Here is a 21,455-nt window from a genome sequence, read left to right as displayed (position 1 = left end):
TCAAGAGTCCTCAGTAGGAAAATGATTGTAAATAAGCAAAAAACAGCCCCTAAAACCCAAATGGGTTGAAGAGACTGTTCTGGGTCTTCAGACTTTATGTTCTAACTTAATGAAGTGGTTTACTGCTGTTAGGCATCTGAGGTGCTCCGGTTGCTGGGATATATGCCTGAAGCATCTGTTGTGTATCACTTGCAGTGAGTTGAGGCACTTGATAATAGGCGTTTTTATTCTGGAACATGAAAATTTCATAAGCCATTTCGATAAAATGCTGGATCTGTGAAGCGATGACACGGCGAACCGTTCCGTTCGTGATCTCGCTGCAGGACATGCCGAGCAAACTCGCATGTGATTTAATGAGTCCAAGCATATGACCGCTAATCCCGGCATCCTTTACATCAGCCAGGCTCTGGTTTGGCTTTTTCGGTGCTGATGGCTTAAGGCCATATACTGGCGGTACGATGTTGGGGATCATGTAGGTTGCCGTCTCTTGATGAGGCTTCTGTCCGGATGCAAAACACTCTGCTGTCAGATTGTACTGGGATAAAATGAAGTTATACTGCCGGTCCAGAATGCCAATCAGTTCCTGGCTTTGCACGAATGAACGGAAGATCATATATTGATCCAGCACGTTAATGGTGGAGGACAGGATCTCGTGTACATCGAACATCTCATGACCGCCATGATTCATGTTAGGGCTGATATTTGGATTTGTATTCAAGCTGTGCTGCATTGCATTTTGAGGGTTCATCGAATTTGGATTCATTGGTAATTTGATTCTCCTTTGGTAAATGGTATGATTCTAGTATGCTTGGAGAGTAGTGAAATTATGTAATACGTATGGATAAAAGCGTAAGCACAAATAGGAACAGGTTTGATCGAGATTAAGTTGAAGGAGACCGATTGGGGTGTAGTAGGATAACTGTGGATTGAATTTACGTGTTGAAAAGAATAAGGAAGAATTCATCGCTTTTCGGCAATGAAATGAAATCTTATCAAGTGAGGTCAGAATCATTGAGAAAACTGAACTATATTCGCATATTTATTTTCCTTTGTATGGTCACAGCCGTAACGCTGGGCTTGTACTATGTAGCCGCAGATTGGCTGGATCAGCGTTATTTCCGCTTCCTGATCTGGAATCTGTTTTTGGGCTGGATTCCTTTTGTGTTCTCCTATGCATCCTATCTGCTATCTGATGTGAAATGGAAAGGTGCCGCATGGCTTGCAGTCGCAAGTGGGCTGCTGTGGTTATTATTTTTCCCCAACTCTTCTTACATTGTTACGGATTTGGTTCATCTGACAGCGAGAAGTTCCCGGTATTATGGTGGAAATGGAGTGGACTACACCTATTGGTACGACTTGAGTGTTGTTTTAATGTTTGTCTGGACGGGGCTCCTGCTTGGCTTCTTGTCCATGTATCAGCTTCAGGAAGTGATCTATCACCGAATCGGACGCTGGGCATCTTGGATCTTTGTACTCGCAGGCTGTGCTTTGGGAAGTTATGGAGTATTGCTTGGACGTGTATATCGACTGAATAGCTGGGATGCACTGACGAATCGCCAGACGCTGATTGAGCTGATGCACGAAAGTGTAAGCCGCCCGTCTCTTGCATTTTGCCTGTTCTTTGGCACGTTTATCATCACAATCTATGCCACACTATATTATCTGATTAATACGAGGTCTCTCCGTGATATGAAGAGTAATGCAGGAAGTCCTGAGGTTGACCTGCAAGCGTTGCGCTAAATTATGTTGCCTTGAGGCATGCAGCAAAATATAACTAAGCTGAATATATATTGTTGAAAGGGCTGTTCCAAGTCATACATATGGCTTTTGGAACAGCCCTTTAACGTTATAACGAGCCCTGGATCTGCCGAGAAAAATCACCTTACTTTTTACTTACCAGAGATTAACGTTAGGATTGTTTTCACAACTAGTTCGGGTTCATCGTGGATAACCATATGACCACTGCGGGTGGCCACGATGAGCTGACTATCCTTCGATATATTCAACATGTTACGCTGCCCCGATTGCCACATGGATTCGAGCTTCTGCCCCATTTCAACCGAAATCCCTGCTTGAGCATAGTCTTGAGGACGTCCGCGTGCAATGATACGTACAGGCATTGATCCAAGATTTTGGCCACGAATGGCATCTTCTGTTGAATGAGCGTGGAGGGCTTCATCTTCTTTGGCGTGAAAATAGGAGGGGGTGGCAATCACATTAACAAAAGTATCTCGATCTTGCTTGGCAACCAGACCATCCAGCAAAAAGCCTGGAAATATTCTGAAAGAGCCTGATAACTTTAGTAAGGATAGGAAGGAGGCAGACGGGTTTCCCTGAAACTGAGCCTGTTCCAACAAAGCCTTGGTATTCTGTTCATCATCCTCAGGTCTCGCATCAATGAGGACAAGGCTCTGAACCTCACTTGTATAGGTCTGTGCAAAGAGTCTGGCATACATACCACCAAGGGAATGACCTACCATAATGTAAGGTCCCTGGATATTCTCCTTCTCGAGAGCTGCATGTAACTCTTTGACGATATTCGCACCTGTACGTTCTGTAGGGGCAGATTCACTCCAGGCATATCCTGCACGATCATACGTGACCACCGTTGCATGTTGGGCGAGTGCCGCAGGAATGTCTCTCCACGACAAACTCGTCTCACCACTTCCAGCCTCCATAAGTATGGTCGGCGAGCCATTGCCTTGTTTATGAATGTGCAGTTGGTAACCGCCGACTTGAACTAACGTACCCGGAGGTGGAAAATCTTTTTTGGCCTGCGACGAAGCAAACCACTCATAGAGGAATGCTGCACCAATTAGTAGTAGCACTGTGCAGAGTAGCTTCACCATGATAGTGAAAATTCTGAATCTCTTTCGTTTTTTGCTCGGAATAGTTGTAAGCATGATCTTATAAATTCCTCTCCTACAGCTGTTTTTATTTAGTACAATGTATTAAAATATATTATAGCACAGTGTATTACTAAAATAGAAGTCTGGTGTATAATGTTGTCATGCCAAAAATCGTAGATCATGAAGCTCAAAGGAAAGTCGTTGCTGATGCAGCAATCCGGGTCATTCAAGAGCATGGACTGGAGCATGCTACAGTTCGCAATATAGCAAAGGAAGCGGGACTATCTGTAGGTTCCATGCGTCATTATTTTGCCACACAGGCCGAATTGTTCACCTTTTGCATGAATCTTTTTGCAGAAAGGGTACAGAAAAGGGTGGAGGCGTTACAGATGAGCGGATCTGTACTGCAGGATATGAAGAATCTGCTCTTGCAATTTCTCCCGTTGGACGAAGATAGAATGATGGAAATGGAGGTCTGGTTTTCGTTTACAGCCAAATTATTGGTGTACCCCGAATTAAAAAAGTTAAGTGATGAGATGCATCAGGGGATGTATCGATCGGTTCAATGGGTGATACAGGAGTTGGAGGAACAAGGCATGACAGCGCCTGATCTGGATGTCGAGATGGAGATAGAGAAGTTATATGCTCTTGTGGATGGACTCGCTATTCATATGCTAATGCAGCCAGATAGACTTTCAGTAAAACGAGTAGAACAAGTGATTGAACAGCATTTAAGCATACTTTGTTCAACTTAGTCTTACCTTGTATGAAGAAGGGGTATTTCCTTTTATAAGGGAGTAACTCTTCTTTTTTATGGAAATTTGGCAGGTATGCAGGATGATATAACGAAGAATTAAGAATGAGAATGTAATGAATACATAGACAAGTAGGTGAATAACAAAATGTTGAATGTATTAGAGCTGACAACGAAAATAGAAGAAGTCATGGAACGCGTGAATTTTTCGGGTGTTGTGTTACTCCAGCAAGGCGGGAAAACCCTTTTGAATATGAAACGTGGTTATGCGAATCGCAGTGAAGAGCTTGCCAATCAGGTGGATACACGGTTCGGTATTGCATCAGGATGTAAGATCTTCACGGCAGTGAGTATATGCCAGCTCATTGAAGCGGGTAAGTTATCTGTTGATTCCAAGCTTACGGATGTGTTGAATGTGGAATTTCCGCAGTGGGACGAAGGAATTACCATTCATCAATTGTTAACACATACGTCGGGTATTCCAGATTATTTTGATGAAGAAGTGATGGAAGACTTTTCGGAATTGTGGAAAGAGACACCCGTCTACGCGATGCGGCGATTAAGTGACTTTCTGCCCATGTTTCAGCAGTTGCCGATGAAGTCTGCTCCGGGTGAATGTTTTCACTACAACAATGCGGGTTTCATTGTGCTGGGGCTTATTGTGGAACAACACTCAGGACTGTCGTTTACAGATTATGTGGAAGAGCACATTTTCAAACCGTGTGGCATGAAGGACTCCGGTTATTTCGTAACAGATCAGCTTCCGCGTAACACGGCTTTAGGGTATATCGATCATGAAGATGGCTCCTGGAACACCAATATGTTCTCCATTCCTGTCAAAGGTGGATCAGATGGTGGAGCCTATGTTACAGCGCCGGATATGGTTCGATTTTGGGATGCTTTGCTGGGTCACCAATTGTTGAATGCTGACACAACACGGCAGTTATTAACTCCACATGCTCATCAAGAGGATGAAGTGTATTATGGGCAGGGGATCTGGATTGACCGCAAGGGGGAAGGGATTTTCAAATTTCATGTCATGGGGTTTGATCCAGGGGTGTCGTTCATGTCTTCCGTGTATCCAGACTATGATCTACAACTGGTTGTGCTCTCGAATCAAGAGTCTGGTCCGTATCCAATCACGGTTGTCATCGAAGAGGCATTCGTATGACGAATAAACCCTCAGCCTATGGGCTGGTTAAGCCTTCATAGGTTGGGGGTTCATTGGTCTGACCATGGGTCGAACAACATACAAGAGCGGCCTGCATTTATAGCATTTTCCATAGTTCAGGAGCGATTAAACGAGGGAAAACATCCAGCGGAGGTTTCTCTTTCTTTCGTTTGTCATTGGTTAACACCGTAACAAGTTCCAGCTCAGGGACAATATATACATACTGACCACCAAATCCTCGCGCGTAATAATAATGGAGGTTGGGTCTGTCGTTCTCAGCAGCAATATCTTCGGCAACAGACCTTTCATTCGGATAGACATCGACCCACCAATGCCAAGCATAACTGCCGTAATTAGGTGGGCTGACTGTAATGAATGGCTGCGTTGAACGGGTAACGAGATGACTAGAAATGAGAGACTCCCCTTCCCACATTCCTTGCTGTAGAAAAAGCTGACCAAATTTCAGCAGATCTACGGGTAACATCTTAAGACCGAATCCGCCGGTGTGTACACCTTGGGGGTCGCTTTCCCATTCATAATCCTTAATTCCCAGCGGCTCAAAAAGATAACGTTCTGCGAACGCGGCAACGTTCATACCTGCATTTTGCAACAGAATAGCGGATAGGATCTGTGATACTCCTGAGTTGTACTCCATATGTGTACCCGGTACATGACTTAACCGTTGTTCCAACGCAAAATCCACCCAATGATCGGTGCGGGTCATGCGAGGAAATGAATTCTGCCCGCCGAACTCATCCCAGTTGAATCCAGCTGTCATGGTGAGTAGTTGTTCCAGTGTGATTGCTGGCTTACGCGGGTCAGGATCGGATGTCAACTGTGGGAAAAAGGTAGAGATTGGGGCTGATGCCTCTGGCAACAAGCCTTTATCCATCGCTATACAGATGAGTGCGGATACCACACTCTTGGTACAGGAATTGATTTTTGCAATATCGGTCGCAGCCTCTTGGTTGCGGTAGTGTTCGTACATAAGCTCACCGCGTACACTGACGAGGCAGCTTCGCAGATCCAGCGGTGGAATGATCTGTTGTAACTTGGATGACAGTAATGAAGGATTCATAGTGTCCTTTCTGTACGGTTGATTTGTAATAGAATTTTGAATTTTGTAGAAATAGGTGTCCATTATCTTAGCATACTCCTGAGGTAGGGCTCAACAAGCACTCCATTATTATTTCAAAGCAAGCATGTAAAATACGATTTTCGTTGAAGGCGATAAGAATCACATGCGAATACTGCATAAAACCCCAGTATTGTCTGTCAATCTTATATAATTGTCATGAGAAGAGCACAAGACATTTATAAGAGAAAGGGGGCTGTGATGTGGGAAATATAATAGAAGAGTTGTATTACGGTAATCTGAGACCTGAAGAGAATATTGTTCCTAAAGATGCGGAGTATCGATCTATTAATAAGGAAATTTCAACTTATATTGGAAAATTCCAGAGAAAAATTTCGGAGGATGACTTTAAACAGTTGGAGATATTGTTTGAAATGATGGATCAAGTTCACTTAATGCATTCAAAAGAGGCTTTTGCGAGTGGTTTCAAAATTGGGACGTTGATTATGATCGAGAGTGGATACTCAAGCTAATATTTTTGATTTTTCACAACAAGTGATTATATAGAAGAAGTTAGTAAAAAGTGATAGGGGGAATCTTTCTTGTTCAAAATCGGAAATCAAGGATCGTTCGAAACGCTTCCTGATCATGCCAGGGCAATATATGATGGAGACACCGATGCTGTAGAACAATTCATTAAACAGGGCATGGGTCTTGAAGAAGAGATCACACTCAGCAAATACATAGCATTAACGCCACTCGACCTTGCCTTAATCTGCAATCAGCTGGAAGTGGTTAAGTTGTTGGTCGAGCATGGAGTTAATCTGAATGTCAAAAATAATTCGGCGATCCTGAAGGCAGTTAGATATTGTGGAGAAGAAATGGTGCGATACCTGTACCAGCAAGGTGCCAAGTTAAATGGACTTAATCGGGTCAAATCCAGTGCATATGATGAAGCCTACTATGGTAACAAAAAGAATATAACCGTGCTGAATGAACTGGGGTTGGATATTCGTAAATATGGAGGCAAAACGTTGCGGAAAGCGGTAGCTGATCACGATATGAAGACAATTCAGTACTTGCTGGATCAAGGAGTGGATGTCAATTACAATGAACCGGATATGGTATACCCGTATAAGGCGACACCTCTCACGGTAGCTGCAAGACTTAATAACATGAAGATGGTTCGATATCTGGTGGACCAGGGAGCAGATGTGACCATTCAGGAGAAGGATGGAGAGCGAGCGTACACGATCGCAGTGAGTCAGAAAAATGAAGAAATGGCTGAATACCTAAAGGGGCATGAACCTCAAGAATTTCATGATATGAGCAACAAATTGCATGCATTAAAGTCTTATAAACTTCCCCAGCAACTTATTGATTTTCTAACTAGTGGACCCCGAAGAATAGACTTGCCAGATAGTGAATCAGGCATCCGATATATAGAATTCTTTCATCTGATCGATACCGTAGAGATGAAAATGGGCAGACAGAAGCTACTGCGTATTTCCTCGGATATCGATCAATACTCACATATCCTGATTGTCTGGAATCCGAGCAAAAAAATGATGGGATATGCGGATATTGAACATCAAGAACATGGAACGATAGCTACCTTTGAAGAGTTCATGTTAAATCCAGATACAGCTATAGAGGATATCCTGAATTAGATGGAGTATACACGAGAATTCCATGAACCTCTTTCCTATGATCATAATGGGAGAGGTTCTTTACTATTATGAACATGTTAATATAGGAAAATTTTCGTATGAAAAATGAACTATGCTAGTGCGTAATAAGGTTAGAAATGGTAAAATATCAATGCCTAAACATGAAAACAAGTTAATGAAAGATCATTATAGCTTTTTAATATAGGAAATAGTGTAGAATCAGTGTTTTAGCAAGAGTGTTTTTATCAAATTATAGTAATCTAATACTGAATTGAGGAATTGAACATGGCGATTATTGACGTAATTAAGTATGATGGCTCACCTGATGTGTTTGCTTGGAAACATCCCGAGACTGAGTTGGGAACATGGACCCAGTTGATTGTGAATCAATCTCAACAAGCAATTCTTTTTAAGGATGGAAGAGCGCTTGACATGTTTGGACCAGGAAGGCATACGCTGAGTACTGCGAATATCCCGATCTTGAACCGACTCGTTAACCTTCCGTTTGGAGGAAAGTCACCTTTTGCAGCAGAAGTCTGGTATGTCAATCAGGTTAGCGCATTAGACGTTAAATGGGGAACAGCGAATCCGATTCATATCCAGGATCCCAAGTATAATATTATAGTTCCCGTAAGAACATTTGGACAAATGGGAATTAAAATTTCGGATTCACGAAAGTTTTTGGTCAAGCTTGTGGGCACACTGCCTGAGTTTAACCAAGCTAATATGATTAATTACTTCCGCGGGCTAATTATCATGAATATTAACTCGATGTTGTCATCCTATCTAATACATAGAAAAGTTAGTGTTTTGGAGATCAATGCCTATATCGCCGAGATTTCAAGGCATTTCGCAGACACAATAGCTTCTACTTTCGAAGAGTTTGGTATTGAGCTGATCAACCTGTATATTCACAACGTCAATCTGCCCGAAGAAGATCCTTCCGTTATTCGATTAAGAGAAGCGTTGGCGCGCAAAGCTGAGATGGATATTATTGGGTACACATATCAGCAAGAACGTTCGTTTGATACGCTGGAAGGTGCAGCCAAAAATGAAGGAAGCATGCAGTCAGACATCATGGGCGCAGGACTTGGTATGGGTATGGGGGTTGGACTGGGTGGTTCTTTCAGTAGCGAGATGTCCCAGATGTCTAAAGTGATGTTGACTAAGGAGACGCCTGCGGTAAGCATATGTAAACAGTGTAATCATCCGAACCAGGAGAACAGCTCTTTTTGCAGCAAATGCGGCAATTCATTAGCCGAAAAATCCGCAGTAACAACAGATTGTAATAATTGTGGACATGCTTTGCCAAAGGGAACCAAATTCTGTCCTAACTGTGGTGACAAATACCATGCGTGTCCATCCTGTGGAGCGGATAATGCTGAGGACGCATTGGAATGTATTCAATGTCATCAACCGATGCCTAGCCCATGCCCGAACTGTAACCACATGAATTCCGGTCATACCAAATTCTGTGGCAACTGTGGCACAAGTTTAAGCTTGAAATGCAGTCGGTGCCAACATGAAGTAAAACCCGGCCAGAAGTTCTGTCTTGATTGCGGAAACAATCTGCAAGAAGGAGGACAGGCATAGTGATGGTAAAACGCAGCAATCTCCTGATTTTGGATGTCATCTATTTAATATGCATGCTCGTATCGACAATCGTTTCTTTTACTTTGTTTAATCATGCGCTACTATCGTTATCTTTTTGGATGAACCTCGTGGCTTCTTATGTAGCCATTACGGCTATTTGGATCTACGCACGGTTCATCATGCAAAATATGGATCGGTTTAAACGGTTTGTTCCAGGTTACACAGCGTTAGGTGTAGTGTTGGTTAGTTATTTGATTTGTGTGATGATCTATACGTTGTTGACAGGTTCAGCAGATCATGCGCTTCGCTGGTTTGTATTGTTGCATACAGTAACGTTTGCGATCGCAACTATTTTATGTGGAATCATTATGATCTACATTCACAGTCTGCGAAGTCATGAAGCAAATGAACATACTAAAATCGAAGATTTACATTTAATCGAAAAAGCGTTACAGCAATTGCTTCACACCATGATGCAACATACCGTTCTAACTGTGGAAGAGGAGCGGAAAACCGTTCAATCATTAATTGAACTGGTGAAGTATAGTGACCCGATCACACCGGATTCCCTTGAGAAAAATGACCGCCAGATCTTGATGGACATTGAATTGATGAACAGTGAACTTGCAAATCAGTACGAAGCAGGGGAATTGGTAAATAGTGAACGTATTGCTTCGCAACTATCCCAATTAAGGTTCCGGCTGAAAGAACGCAATCAACAGATCTTGATAAGTAAATCATAAATTGCAGGAGGAAACGCGGTGAAGAAATTTTTTGGCATTTTATTCATTATCCTTTCGTCCGTGACGATCCTGTTATCTTTAATATTAATATCCGAAGGAACAGAAACGGCCATTATCAGTACGATTATTCTTTTTATCCCTGGGGTTATCGTACTTGTTACGGGCATAAAAATGTGTGGTCGACCTAAATCTCAGTCTAAGACTGATCCATACCAGCATTACGATCATTACGATTCTAATGATAAGCAAGATCAGGAAGATCAGCATCGTGTGAGATATGACGAGGCCCCTCAAGAAACTGTAGCCGTGAATTGTTCAGGGTGTGGGGCCAAGGTAAGGGTATATCCTACTTCGTCTGCGGATTGTGAGTATTGCGGAACAACGATGAGGATCTCGTAAACTGCATAGGAGGAATGGTGTTGTTAAGGAAGTTATTTGGACTCTTTTTCATGTTATATGCCATTGCGATCCCGATCGCCATGTTTAATGCAAATAATTTCAGAGGTACTAAAAATCTCATTGCTATGGCTGGAGTTATTATCGTTGAATTTTTATTTTTATATTGGGGTATTAAATTGCTTAGGAAAAAACGTGTGAAGAAAAAGCATGTCCCTGAACGAAAGTTTTATGGGGGAGATTATGGCGGTCATCTTGATCGCGAGAATGCAAATCCGCATACGTATTCAAGCTACAATAGCAACACCGTGAGTTACAGTAGTCATAATACCATTAACTATACAGAGATTAATTTTTCAGATAAGCAAAACGCTGAAGAGAAGGTCGAAGAAAAAGTAGAAGAGCCACAAAGGCCTATTTCAGTAAGTTGCTCGGGGTGTGGGGCGAAGGTAAAAGTGCTTCCCAAGCAATCAACGGACTGCGAGTATTGTGGAACAACGGTTGTAGCAACATAGGACGGTTCAGAATGGGTACGAGAAAGGATCAGGCCTGATTCCTATGGAGTCAGGCTTTTTTCTTTTCAATTTAGAATATAACAGACCTTCATATGGACTAATACGTCATATTATCCTGCGTGTACTACTCTCGTGTTGCATCAATAATGAAACGTTTCGAGTTAATATCTATCGTTGATCCATAATATATGTAGAATTTGTAAGCGTTTTATTTTCTTGTTTACGGAAATGGGAAATTTATGATAACATATACACGAAACGTTTCGAATTCATTTGAAGGGAGAACATCATGAAAAAAGTAAAACTATTCAGCTTCATTTTAACTTTTTGTCTGTTCGCTAATCTAGCTTTAACTCCGATGGCCTCAGCAGGTGAATCAAGCAATTTAATTGGATTTCGAGCAGAATTGAAAGCGATTGCATATAAAACCTATTCGTATTTTGAGGATTATACGGATCAGAACACTGGCTTGACTTACGATGAAGTTCGGCTCACTGAAAAAGGGACAGAAGAAGCTAAACGTACCTCGCCCACGAACATCGCCATGTATATGATGAGCACCGTTTCAGCGCAACAATTGGGTATCATTTCGAAGAAAGAAGCAGTACATCGCCTGCAAACGACTATCAATTCCCTAGAAAAGTTAGAAAAGTGGAACGGCCTATTTTATAACTGGTATAACACAGATGACGGTACAGTGAAGAAAGATTGGGGACAATTTATATCCCAAGTCGATAATGGCTGGTTATCCGCTGGTTTAATTGTTGTTGGGCAAGCTTATGAAGAACTTCATGGGGCAACAAGCGAGTTGGTCGAAAATATGAATTATACTCCGTTATATGATCCTGAAGTCGGTCAATTCCGCGGAGGCTATGATGTGGCTAAAGGTGCACTGACGGATCACCATTATGGAATGTTTTACACGGAACCACGTGTAGGCAGCTATATTGCCATTGGGAAAGGTGATGTTCCCCAAGAGCATTGGTGGAAGATGTATCGCACATTACCTCAAGAATGGGATTGGCAAGCTCAGATTCCTCAAGGCAAATCCGTTAAGTACGATGGAGTGGATGTGTTTGAAGGAAGTTATGTATACAAGGATAAAAAGTTCGTGCCAAGCTGGGGAGGCAGTATGTTTGAAGCTCTTATGCCCGGTATGGTTATAAAGGAAAAAGACCTAGGTACTCAAGCTTTGGGATTGAACAACCAGCGTCATGTTGAATTGCAGATCGAATATGCCAAAGAAAAAGGGTATGCCGCATGGGGCTTTTCACCTTCTGCAACGCCGACAGGTTACAGTGAGTTTGCAGCAACGCCGTTAGGGACCTCAGGTTATAAAGATGGAGCAACGGTTACAGCACACGCAACATTCCTTGCCCTCGATTATGCCCCTGAAGCTGTTCGAAAGAATATTAAAGCTTTAAAAAAATTCAAAATGTTTGGCAAGTATGGGTTCTATGACTCAGTCAATGTTGAAACGGGAGAACTCGCAAAAGCTTATCTGGCACTGGATCAAGGGATGATTATGGTGTCGATCGCTAACTATCTTCAAGACGGTGCTATACGCGATTATTTTCACAGTGATGTGATAGGGCAGACGCCAGAAGAATTGTTGAAAAAAGAAGTGTTTTCTATTCAATGAAGGGGAGGAAAACTTGCCATACCGATTGTTTGAACGGAACGAAGCAGAGTGTTTTCTGCTTCGTTCCGTTTGCGTTTGTCGAACCGTTTCTTAGTTCCAAACCTCCTATCCGTAGCGAGAACCGCCAAGAGCCTTCCGGTAAACTCGAGATGTTTAGGCTGGGTGAAAGGAGTGGTTTCTCTCATGAATGATGCAATGACTTAGAGTTGTATTGGTCGTTATCAAGATCCTATAGAGAAGAATTTTTCTTCGTATTTAATACCTCAAATGCCTCTGTCAAAAAATCCATGGTATGCTTAGGGATCAACGACTCATAGGGTTTTACGTTTATATAAAGTTCTTCGTTCTTTTCTTCGTCATGGAGAATCAGTTGATTTAATTGGGTATTTGTAATGATATCCTTCAACTGTTGCTGTATGGAAGGATGATCTGGTTTAAGATCGTGTAGGGTAGCTCGATGGACAAGCAATACCAAATTGAATAATTGTTCATCCAAGTAAGTTTGCTTAGAGATATCCTCTGGGAACACCTTTTCAATAATATCCGCAGAAACATACTTTTGAAGCAGCTTTTTTTGGTCCTCCTCAACACGCATTGAGTTCATAAGTAGCATGAGCAATTCTGAGTTTAATTCATTGAATTGATCTTTTTCCTTTAACCGTTTTATTCGTTTAATTAATGCTAAAGAACAATCAATAGCTTTTCTCCTATGTTTAAGCGATTGTTCTTGAACTTTAATTATTTCATCAAAAGAATATTGCGGATTATCCAAACCGGCTTTAATCTCGTTTAATGAAAGTCCTAGACTTTGCAACAATTGAATTTCATGCAGCCTTTTAAAATCCTCATTTATATATACATGATGATCATTTTCGTTCTTTTGTGAGGGAACCAATATGCCAAGTTGTCGATAATGTCTTAACGTACGAACTGTCGTGCCCGCCAGCTTTGCAAATTTACTCACTGTTAATTGCATCTAACGTCCCTCTTTTCAAATAATCAGTTCTTGTATTTTCGTGCCAGAATAATTCCAATAGAAATATTATAAATGACATGTGCAAGAATTGGGGGAATTAACGACCCGGTAAAATAAAAGAGCAGTGCAAAAATCAAACCATTTACAAACACAACGATAAGGACACCCGTAGCTCCTCTATATTGAGGAACGTGTATTATCCAGAATAGAAAAGTGCTTATTAGAATGACGAGCCAATCCACGAACAAAGAGTATCCAATAAATAATCCGATCAGGACCCCTCTAAAAAAGAATTCTTCAAATATACCACCTATCGCTGTTAAAGCTATACCACTTGGTTGGATCATTATTTTTTTAATCATATCTGACCCTTCGGTTTTAGGGAGTTCTGTTCTTGTTCTGATAAATGTAATTAGGACAATCGTAGTAATAAAAAAACTGGCAATAAGACCAATGATGATTACGGATAATAAACTAATCTTGTTCGGCATGAATAAGGAAGCTATAAATGGCAACATTTCTCCCCACTTAAATAAACCAATAAAAATAAATCCAATAAATAGAAAAGCTGATTGCGTTAGTAATGCGATCAACAGTATTTTGTAATGTTCCTTTGCACGGGTCTGAGACATAATGAAAACTCCTTTATCACATTTTTTTCATTGTAGATTGTGACGTAACGTCCTCCGCAACAGCTTTTTTTATCAAAGTATGATCAGCTACTCATAACAAACGTTTGAATTCTTGCTCGGTGATCACAATATGTTTCTTTTGCAACGAGGAGGAGGTTCGTAACTCACATATTTACAGCCTTGCTCCATCTGCAACCATCCACATCAAGTCTAAACGAAAAGTACCGCAGTAGCGCGGTTTTACACAGCCTATCGTGACAATGCAGAACCTACATATTTACCGTGTCATCTTCGTTTCACTATACTTCGGATTGTAAGCGTTACCAAAAGAGAGTCAGCAAGAATGCAAAGCAGCAACATAACCGTAGGTAATGAAAGACATAGAAAGGAGTGAGAGAGTGAAGGAGAGTCACACAGTAGTATCCGTAAATCCTTCATTGAAGAAGAACTCCCTTGGCAAGAGAATTTGGAAAAACTGGGAGCTTTATCTGTTCATGCTTCCCGCTTTGTTGTATTTCCTTATTTTTCATTATGGCCCGATGTACGGCATTCAGATTGCTTTTAAGAATTTCGTACCTTCAAAAGGAATTACAGGCAGCGAATGGGTTGGTTTTGACCATTTTGAACGGTTCTTCAATTCTTATTTTTTCTGGGATCTGCTCTGGAACACATTCAGTATCAGCTTCTATGAACTTGCCATCGGATTTCCGTTGCCGATCATATTGGCGCTGGCCTTCAATGAAGTCCGCAACGGCCCGTTCAAGAAATCGGTCCAGACGGTCACCTATGCACCCCATTTCATTTCTGTAGTTGTCATGGCAGGTATGATCATTACCTTTTTATCACCCTCAAGCGGAATGATTGTCCGGTTCATCGAATTCATTGGTCTTGAACCAGCACAGTTTCTGACTGATCCCGCATGGTTTAAGACGGTATATGTATTCTCCGGCGTCTGGCAGAGCACCGGGTGGGGAACCATTATTTATCTCGCAGCCTTGTCAGGTGTAGATCCCCAGCTTCATGAAGCAGCCATTATGGATGGAGCCAGCCGAATGAAACGGGTGCTGCATATCAATCTGCCGACGATATTACCCACGATTACGATCATGCTGATCTTGAATATGGGTAATATACTGGGTCTTGGTTTCGAGAAGATTCTGCTGCTGCAGAATTCACTCAATATGGAAGCATCCGATGTAATTTCCACCTATGTATATCGCGCCGGATTGGTGAACGCTCAGTATAGCTTCTCAACGGCTGTCGGATTGTTCAATTCGGTTGTCAACGTTATTTTGCTTGTTACGGTCAACCAGATCGCCAAACGCACCAGTGAGAACAGCCTCTGGTAGAAAGGAGTTGAAGTCTTTGGTTACTGCGATGAAAGAATCTCGGGGGGACAAGCTTTTCCTGATCAGCACTTATATTTATCTGGGTCTGGCAATGTTGGTTGTTCTCTATCCGCTCATCTATATTCTCAGCGCTTCAATCAGTTCGCCGCAGGACGTCAATTCGGGAGCGATGTGGTTGTTTCCGAAAAATGTAACACTGGACGGATACAAGCTTGTGTTTGAGAACCCAAAGATATGGAGTGGTTACTGGAACACCATTATCTACACAGTGGTGGGCACTCTGCTCAATCTCGCCGTCACTCTTCCGGCCTCGTATGCGCTCAGCAGATCTGATTTTGTCGGGCGCCAATTGTTCATGGGCCTCATTCTATTCACGATGTTCTTCAGCGGCGGAATCGTGCCGACGTATCTGCTGGTCAAGAATCTTGGACTCATGAACAGCATGTGGGCATTGGTCCTGCCAGTGGCCGCTTCGGTCTGGAATATCGTCGTAGCCCGTACCTTTTTCCAGACGACCATTCCGAAAGAACTTCAGGAAGCAGCGCATATTGACGGCTGTACGAATCTAAAGCTGTTCATTCGCATTGTTCTACCGCTGTCAGCACCGATTGTAGCCGTTATGGCCTTGTTCTATGGGGTTAGCCACTGGAACAGCTACTTCCCGTCTCTGATCTATCTAAATGATGAAGCGAAGTATCCGCTGCAGATGGTTCTGCGTCAGATCCTTGTTCTTCAGGAAATGACAGCGGAAACGACGGGCTCTTCCATCAACGGCGAGGTGGCGACCGCCATGAATAATAAGGCAGAAACGGCATCCCTGATTAAATATGGAGTCATTGTTGTCTCCACACTGCCCATCGTGGCAATTTATCCGTTCCTGCAGCGTTACTTTGTCCAAGGGGTCATGATAGGCTCTGTTAAAGGTTAAACAGCTAAACTGTGATGAAATCAAGGGAGGAATTATAAATGCCAACCACACGTAAGTCATGGAAGCTTCTGTTATCTTCGGCTTTAGTTATTACATTACTGGCAGGCTGCAGCAGTTCAAACGAAGGTGAAGCGAACAACAATCTCGGAAAAGTCGCTGTGAACAATGAAGGTTTCCCGATTGTTAATGAACCCGTTACTTTGTCGCTTATGGCGCCAGATGTAGGGATTCAGAACTGGGAGAACATGGCTGTGCTTCAGCAGATGCAAGAGAAGACCGGTATTAAACTGGAATACAAGAACGCACCGAAGGATAGCTTCGAAACGAAGAAAAATCTGGTGCTCGCCAGTGGAGATTACCCGAATATCCTCTATGCTGCCGGTTTGACAACTGCAGAGCAGATGAATTACGGAGAGCAGGGTATCCTCATTCCACTGGAGGATCTGATTGAAGAGTATGCTCCGAATTTCAAGGCGCTGTTGGAGGAGAATCCGGATGTCCGCAAATCGATAACTGCACCGGACGGGCATATCTATTCCTTGCCAGTAGTAGAACTTAGCCAGCACTGGTACCGCAATCCGATGTGGTATAACGGAGACTTCCTCAAGGCGCTGAATATCGATAAACTCCCCGAAACGACAGAGGAGCTGTATACCTATCTGAAACGTGTGAAAGAGGAAGATCCCAACGGTAATGGCATAGCTGATGAAATTCCGATCTCCTCGGTGACTACACCCGCTGCGAACCTCCGCGATATCCGTACATGGCTGCTGGGTGCCTTCGGCATTTATGAAGAAGAAATTTACGTGGATGATGCGGACAAGGTGCATTACACACCGCTTGAAGAAGGCTACAAGGAATATTTGACCTATATGAACCGACTGTGGTCTGAAGACCTGCTGGATCATGAGAGCTTCTCACAAACAGCGGAGCAAAAAAAGGCCAAAGCACAGAACAATCAAATCGCCCTCTTTTCGGACTGGCATGCCTACATGAGCAAAGGTGGAGAGCCTTCGACGGCAGATCCCATGTTTGCACCTGTCCACAGTGAATCAGTTGCTGCCCCAGCGATTGCAAAGAACAGGGGGATTACAAGCGGTGCCTTTGCTATTACGCAGAGTAATCCTGCGCCTGAAGCCTCTATGCGCTGGGTGGATTATCTTTATTCCTATGAAGGTGCCATGTTCTTTAATAAAGGTCCAGAGGGCACTCTCTGGGAGTACACAGACAAAGAGAATCGGGTCAAACGTTACTTGCCAGTACCGGATGGTAAGGAAATGGAAGATTATCGGGCAACTCTGACACCTAACTACGGCATTCCCGCTCCAACCCTGTCCATGGATGATATTAATAAGGGGCTGAAGACAGACTTTGACCTATGGGTCGAAGAGGAGACCAAGCAGAAGCTTCTCGATAAAGGCGCACGGATTCCGTTTCCGACCCTGTTCCTTACCGTGGAAGAGCAGACCGAAATCAGTGGCCTGAATTCTGATTTGAAGACATATGTGAATCAGATGGAGGCGAAATTCATCACTGGAGCGGAGCCTCTTACGGGCTGGGACAGTTATGTGGCGACAGTCAAGAAAATGGGCGGAGAGCGTATGGTTGAAATCAATCAGGCTGCCTATGATCGTTGGAAATCCAACTAATCAGGTCCATGCGAAAACGCGTCCCTGAACATTCATGCAGATGCAGGAGGAATAGACATGCAAATTACGAGGCATCCGAATAATCCCATTGTTGTGCCGGGCGATTATGAATGGCGTAAGGTTACGGTTTTCAACCCGGCGGTTATCATCGATAACGGCAAATTTTATATGATTGAGCGTACAGCGGGTTCCCTAACTCCATGCAAAAATTATTTGGGTCTGCTAGAGAGTGAAGACGGGGTGAACTTTACGCACGTGAAGGATGAGCCCATTGTGACGCCAGACATGCTGGGATTCCCTTATGGTAGTGTGCAGGATCCGCGGATTGTCAAAATCGACGGAACCTTCTATCTAAACTACGCCCTTCGTCCCTGTGCCATGAGTTATTACCCTACCGGGGCAGGTGTCCCCCTTCGCTCTATTCCGGAATATCCGGACGGGTGGGGGGACGAGGCGGGACATTGGCTAACCCGGTCCTCCATATTGAAATCAGATAATCTGCTGGATTGGGAGTATGTGGCGGACACGACACCTCTTGATATTAATGACCGGGACAACATTCTGTTCCCTGAGAAAATAGGTGGCAAATTCGTACTGTTGCGCCGTCCTGAGGAGTATGTAGGAGAAGCCTACGGTACGGATAAGGCGGCCATGTGGATTACCTACTCCGAGGATCTCGTGAACTGGGAAGAGCCCAAGCTGCTTGCTACCGCCCAGAACTTCTCCTGGGAATCAAGGAAGATTGGCGGCTCAACGCCTCCGATTCGTACGGACAAGGGCTGGCTGGTGCTCTATCATGGCGTCGATGAGGACATTGTCTACCGTGTGGGAGCCATGCTGCTGGATTTGGAGCAACCGGAGAAAATCATTGCCCGAACGCATCATTTTATTATGGAGCCAGAGATGTATTATGAGAAATTTGGGTTCCAGATCCCAAATGTCATCTTTCCGACTGGAAATGTGGTCAAAGATGGACTGCTCTATATCTATTATGGGGTAACAGATACGGCGATTGCTCTTGCAACAGTTCCGCTGGACGAACTGGTAGAGCACATCCTCCAGGAAGGGCAGTAGCTAAGCAAAATAAACCTTAGATGAAGCGTATCTTTTAATATAAAAATGTAGTGCAGAAAAGGCGGAAGCTCCACTAACTTAAACAGGTCCTTTAATAGTGGCTGCTCTCAGGGCATGTTCCTTGCGATACTGACCTGGTGTCAAACCGATTTCTTTTTTGAACTTGCGGATGAAATTTGGCGCATCCATGTAACCGACCTGTTCGATAATTTCTTTGAGGGGTGCGCTAGTGTTCTCCAGGAGCCGCATGACTTCATCTACACGCCGCTGCCAGATATATTGTGAGAAATTGCGGCCGGTCTTCTCTTTGAAGCTCCGGCTTAAATATGAAGTTGAAATGGCAAACTTAAGTGCCACATGCTCTAGGCTGAGTGTGTAGTCTGCAAACTGTTGATCCACGTAAACCAGAATATCATCCATTAATGTTGACTCGCTTGTCTTTGTATTCAGCTCCACCTGCGCGCAAATGTCAGCAGCCAGACAGAGCAAACGACTCTCCAGCTCTTCGAGTGTTTCAAAGGCAGTCAATTCTGACATATTGGCGAACACCTCGTTCATACCAAGCTCGGAGGCGGTGCGTAGAAAAGCGTTTAGCAGATCGAAACAGATGCAGCGCAGCAGGTGAACCTGTAATGGCTCATTTTTGATCATATGAATGGTTTCGGTAATCAGTTGCACGGTTACTGATTCGTTGCCCTGCTTAAGGCTCTGCTCCAGTTTCAGCATGGATTTGCGTGGAATCCAGAAGCTCTCGGAAGCAGAAGGGTTCAGCTCTGCAAGCTGTTCGAAATAAGTTACCTGACCGCTGTGTTGGATGATCCGGTGCTCCAGAGCTGTAGCAGCTTCAATGAAGGATTGGTTAAGACGGGCCAAGTCCTCGTATGCCGTGCCGACACCGATACTCAGAGATAGCTGCGAATGCTCGCGGATTACCAATTGAATGGCTTCAATTACCTCTTCCAATTGGTTTTGAATCGGCTTCTCCATATCACCGGGAAGTGAAATTATCAGAGCAAACTGCTCTTTGACCGAGAATTCAACGCCGAAGATCTGAGCACCGGTGCCTGGTAGACATACATTGCTAAGTATATCCTGCAACAGAAGGCGTTCCTGCCAGCACTTGTCGCCAAGCAAAGTATCATCCCAAGACAATATAGCCGAGAAATAGTGGCCTTGTCCCTGAGGATGCCGGAATCCGGCGTTCAGAATCATTTGTTCGATCTCAGGATCATCCGGCTTGCCGTGCTTGAGTAACAGCAGCATGCACTGATTACGGACGAAGGGCTCCTGAAAATCAATTTTCGCACTGTAATTGTGTAGGGTCTGTCGTATCCATTCCCATTCATTGTGGAGCTTGGAAGCATCATCGCCGTTGCCTCTCATCTTGTCCATCAAATCTCTGATTGGATGGTACTGCCGTTTGGCTAGCAACAGCGCAGCAGCTATACCGGTAATGACAGTAATGCAGAAGACGATCAGGATCAGAGTCTGGACATGGGCGACACGGCTGAAGAATTGGAAGCTTGGCATGGTGGTTACATAGGTCCAGCCATTTTCTTCCGATTGAACAGAAACAACGGAGTATTGTTCTCCGTCCATCTTCAAATTATGGATACCAGGCGCAAGTGTAGCTAAGTTCTCAATTTCGTTCTGTGGAAGGCTGATGCCATGGCTGTTCGCGGTCAACACCTGTCCGGAGGGACTGAATATATAGCTGCTTCCTGAAAAATCACTCAAAATCGAATCCATGACCCCGGTAAGGTTGGATTCTTTCATTAAATATACAACGGTCCCATATGGAAAGGGGTCATTCGGTTTAACAGGCACAAGCATGACGAGCATCGGCTCCATTCGGGAATTAACCTTCACGTTCTCAGCGGGACGGACCAGCGGCTGTCTAGTTTCATTTAAGTCCTGCCGCAATTCTTGCAGATTCCAATGTTCGAACTGATAAAGGCTAGCAAAGGTGACATCAAGATTAGCCAAACCGCGGTGCGAATAGATGTGGGAATCATTATGGAAATAGAGAAGCAGATCCTCTGCAATGCTGCTGCTAGCTTTGTAATTGGCCAGCGCTTGAATCGCCTCCAAGCTGTAATAGGGGTGCTTTACCATATAAGGGGTCAGGTGTTTGTCATAGGCGATTCTCCCCGCTATTTCCTGAAGTTCATTCATCCGGTTATCTATAGTGCTCTTCACCTGGTTAAGTTGATTGACATTTGATTGTTCAATCTCAACACGTAATCCTTTGACGGCGTTTTCATACACAAAAATAGTTACACCTGTCAGAGGGATAAGAAATATGAGAATGTAAGAAAAGGCATATTTCAGCAGAAGCCTTGATTTGAAATGATTCCAGCTGAGCCTGAATCTGTCGAGCAAGGATGGCTTGAATGCGGAATTTGCCATGAAGCAGTCCCTCCAGTGTTAAAATATTCG

The 21,455-nt window shown here is 43.6% G+C and carries 20 protein-coding genes; 14 read left to right on the top strand and 6 right to left on the bottom strand.

The annotated features are described in order from the left end of the window. Positions 1–106: 106 nt before the first annotated feature. Complete coding sequence (locus tag MKX40_RS18700) at positions 107–730, bottom strand: spore coat protein (protein ID WP_339243129.1); 624 nt, start codon at positions 728–730, stop codon at positions 107–109. A 281-nt stretch (positions 731–1,011) separates the two neighbouring features. Between MKX40_RS18700 and MKX40_RS18695 the strand changes: the two genes are divergently transcribed. Next, positions 1,012–1,740, top strand: coding sequence for a DUF1361 domain-containing protein (locus tag MKX40_RS18695; protein ID WP_339234923.1), 729 nt, complete (start codon positions 1,012–1,014; stop codon positions 1,738–1,740). A 149-nt stretch (positions 1,741–1,889) separates the two neighbouring features. Here the strand turns inward: MKX40_RS18695 and MKX40_RS18690 are convergent, their stop codons facing one another. Further along, positions 1,890–2,903, bottom strand: a complete 1,014-nt coding sequence (locus tag MKX40_RS18690) for an alpha/beta hydrolase (RefSeq protein ID WP_339234921.1) — start codon at positions 2,901–2,903, stop codon at positions 1,890–1,892. Between the two features lie 107 nt (positions 2,904–3,010). Between MKX40_RS18690 and MKX40_RS18685 the strand changes: the two genes are divergently transcribed. Both MKX40_RS18685 and MKX40_RS18680 read left to right on the top strand, forming a co-directional pair. Continuing rightward, positions 3,011–3,604, top strand: coding sequence for a TetR/AcrR family transcriptional regulator (locus MKX40_RS18685; RefSeq protein ID WP_339234919.1), 594 nt, complete (start codon positions 3,011–3,013; stop codon positions 3,602–3,604). 147 nt (positions 3,605–3,751) lie between these two features. After that, positions 3,752–4,774, top strand: a complete 1,023-nt coding sequence (locus MKX40_RS18680) for a serine hydrolase (protein WP_339234916.1) — start codon at positions 3,752–3,754, stop codon at positions 4,772–4,774. A gap of 97 nt (positions 4,775–4,871) precedes the next feature. Here the strand turns inward: MKX40_RS18680 and MKX40_RS18675 are convergent, their stop codons facing one another. Further along, on the bottom strand, positions 4,872–5,852 hold the full coding sequence (locus MKX40_RS18675; protein ID WP_339234913.1) for a serine hydrolase: 981 nt from the start codon (positions 5,850–5,852) through the stop codon (positions 4,872–4,874). A 260-nt stretch (positions 5,853–6,112) separates the two neighbouring features. On the opposite strand from MKX40_RS18675, the gene MKX40_RS18670 reads away from it, so the two are divergent. The 7 genes from MKX40_RS18670 (at position 6,113) to MKX40_RS18640 (ending at position 12,408) form a co-directional block, all read left to right on the top strand. After that, positions 6,113–6,382 (top strand): DUF6809 family protein, encoded by a 270-nt coding sequence (locus MKX40_RS18670; protein ID WP_339234910.1) that lies wholly within the window; start codon positions 6,113–6,115, stop codon positions 6,380–6,382. A gap of 69 nt (positions 6,383–6,451) precedes the next feature. Continuing rightward, entirely contained in the window at positions 6,452–7,519 is a 1,068-nt protein-coding gene (locus tag MKX40_RS18665) for an ankyrin repeat domain-containing protein (RefSeq protein ID WP_339234908.1), read from the top strand. Positions 7,520–7,804: 285 nt separating this feature from the next. After that, complete coding sequence (locus MKX40_RS18660) at positions 7,805–9,112, top strand: SPFH domain-containing protein (RefSeq protein WP_339234905.1); 1,308 nt, start codon at positions 7,805–7,807, stop codon at positions 9,110–9,112. Further along, positions 9,112–9,855, top strand: a complete 744-nt coding sequence (locus MKX40_RS18655; protein WP_339234903.1) for a hypothetical protein — start codon at positions 9,112–9,114, stop codon at positions 9,853–9,855. The genes MKX40_RS18660 and MKX40_RS18655 overlap by 1 nt, the downstream gene beginning before the upstream one ends. A gap of 18 nt (positions 9,856–9,873) precedes the next feature. After that, a complete protein-coding gene (locus MKX40_RS18650; protein ID WP_339234901.1) occupies positions 9,874–10,254 on the top strand; it encodes a hypothetical protein in 381 nt (126 codons plus the stop codon). Positions 10,255–10,274: 20 nt separating this feature from the next. Continuing rightward, on the top strand, positions 10,275–10,766 hold the full coding sequence (locus MKX40_RS18645) for a hypothetical protein (RefSeq protein ID WP_339234898.1): 492 nt from the start codon (positions 10,275–10,277) through the stop codon (positions 10,764–10,766). Between the two features lie 289 nt (positions 10,767–11,055). Further along, the gene (locus MKX40_RS18640; protein WP_339234895.1) at positions 11,056–12,408 is read left to right on the top strand and encodes a glucoamylase family protein; all 1,353 of its coding nucleotides are present in this window, start codon (positions 11,056–11,058) and stop codon (positions 12,406–12,408) included. A gap of 229 nt (positions 12,409–12,637) precedes the next feature. On the opposite strand, the gene MKX40_RS18635 is transcribed toward MKX40_RS18640, so the two are convergent. Together MKX40_RS18635 and MKX40_RS18630 are read right to left on the bottom strand one after the other, a co-directional pair. Next, on the bottom strand, positions 12,638–13,384 hold the full coding sequence (locus MKX40_RS18635) for a MerR family transcriptional regulator (protein WP_339234893.1): 747 nt from the start codon (positions 13,382–13,384) through the stop codon (positions 12,638–12,640). 23 nt (positions 13,385–13,407) lie between these two features. Next, a complete protein-coding gene (locus MKX40_RS18630) occupies positions 13,408–14,016 on the bottom strand; it encodes a type II CAAX endopeptidase family protein (RefSeq protein WP_339234891.1) in 609 nt (202 codons plus the stop codon). A 371-nt stretch (positions 14,017–14,387) separates the two neighbouring features. Here MKX40_RS18630 and MKX40_RS18625 point away from each other — a divergent pair, with 371 nt between their 5' ends. Genes MKX40_RS18625 through MKX40_RS18610 form a run of 4 tightly spaced genes read left to right on the top strand, consistent with a single transcriptional unit; the run spans position 14,388 to position 19,016 of the window. Next, the gene (locus MKX40_RS18625) at positions 14,388–15,365 is read left to right on the top strand and encodes an ABC transporter permease subunit (protein WP_339234889.1); all 978 of its coding nucleotides are present in this window, start codon (positions 14,388–14,390) and stop codon (positions 15,363–15,365) included. A 16-nt stretch (positions 15,366–15,381) separates the two neighbouring features. Further along, positions 15,382–16,293: a carbohydrate ABC transporter permease gene (locus tag MKX40_RS18620; RefSeq protein WP_091017811.1), complete on the top strand. Its 912-nt coding sequence runs from the start codon at positions 15,382–15,384 to the stop codon at positions 16,291–16,293. A 38-nt stretch (positions 16,294–16,331) separates the two neighbouring features. Beyond that, positions 16,332–17,942: an extracellular solute-binding protein gene (locus tag MKX40_RS18615; protein WP_339234886.1), complete on the top strand. Its 1,611-nt coding sequence runs from the start codon at positions 16,332–16,334 to the stop codon at positions 17,940–17,942. Between the two features lie 57 nt (positions 17,943–17,999). Further along, entirely contained in the window at positions 18,000–19,016 is a 1,017-nt protein-coding gene (locus tag MKX40_RS18610) for a glycosidase (protein WP_339234884.1), read from the top strand. A 78-nt stretch (positions 19,017–19,094) separates the two neighbouring features. Here MKX40_RS18610 and MKX40_RS18605 read toward each other — a convergent pair whose 3' ends face one another. Further along, complete coding sequence (locus MKX40_RS18605) at positions 19,095–21,425, bottom strand: helix-turn-helix domain-containing protein (protein ID WP_339234881.1); 2,331 nt, start codon at positions 21,423–21,425, stop codon at positions 19,095–19,097. Positions 21,426–21,455 lie beyond the last annotated feature (30 nt).

This window comes from Paenibacillus sp. FSL R5-0517 (genome assembly GCF_037974355.1).
Taxonomy (GTDB): Bacteria; Bacillota; Bacilli; order Paenibacillales; family Paenibacillaceae; genus Paenibacillus.
The sequence above is the reverse complement of the archived record's forward strand: the minus strand, read 5'-3'. Positions and strand labels throughout refer to the sequence as shown.

Bases quoted from the DNA above. Each gene is read 5' to 3' on its own strand.
- MKX40_RS18700 (WP_339243129.1), bottom strand. From the start codon at position 730: ATGCAGCACAGCTTGAATACAAATCCAAATATCAGCCCTAACATGAAT.
- MKX40_RS18690 (WP_339234921.1), bottom strand. From the start codon at position 2,903: ATGCTTACAACTATTCCGAGCAAAAAACGAAAGAGATTCAGAATTTTC.
- MKX40_RS18685 (WP_339234919.1), top strand. From the start codon at position 3,011: ATGCCAAAAATCGTAGATCATGAAGCTCAAAGGAAAGTCGTTGCTGAT.
- MKX40_RS18680 (WP_339234916.1), top strand. From the start codon at position 3,752: ATGTTGAATGTATTAGAGCTGACAACGAAAATAGAAGAAGTCATGGAA.
- MKX40_RS18675 (WP_339234913.1), bottom strand. From the start codon at position 5,852: ATGAATCCTTCATTACTGTCATCCAAGTTACAACAGATCATTCCACCG.
- MKX40_RS18660 (WP_339234905.1), top strand. From the start codon at position 7,805: ATGGCGATTATTGACGTAATTAAGTATGATGGCTCACCTGATGTGTTT.
- MKX40_RS18640 (WP_339234895.1), top strand. From the start codon at position 11,056: ATGAAAAAAGTAAAACTATTCAGCTTCATTTTAACTTTTTGTCTGTTC.
- MKX40_RS18635 (WP_339234893.1), bottom strand. From the start codon at position 13,384: ATGCAATTAACAGTGAGTAAATTTGCAAAGCTGGCGGGCACGACAGTT.
- MKX40_RS18630 (WP_339234891.1), bottom strand. From the start codon at position 14,016: ATGTCTCAGACCCGTGCAAAGGAACATTACAAAATACTGTTGATCGCA.
- MKX40_RS18625 (WP_339234889.1), top strand. From the start codon at position 14,388: ATGAAAGACATAGAAAGGAGTGAGAGAGTGAAGGAGAGTCACACAGTA.
- MKX40_RS18615 (WP_339234886.1), top strand. From the start codon at position 16,332: ATGCCAACCACACGTAAGTCATGGAAGCTTCTGTTATCTTCGGCTTTA.
- MKX40_RS18610 (WP_339234884.1), top strand. From the start codon at position 18,000: ATGCAAATTACGAGGCATCCGAATAATCCCATTGTTGTGCCGGGCGAT.
- MKX40_RS18605 (WP_339234881.1), bottom strand. From the start codon at position 21,425: ATGGCAAATTCCGCATTCAAGCCATCCTTGCTCGACAGATTCAGGCTC.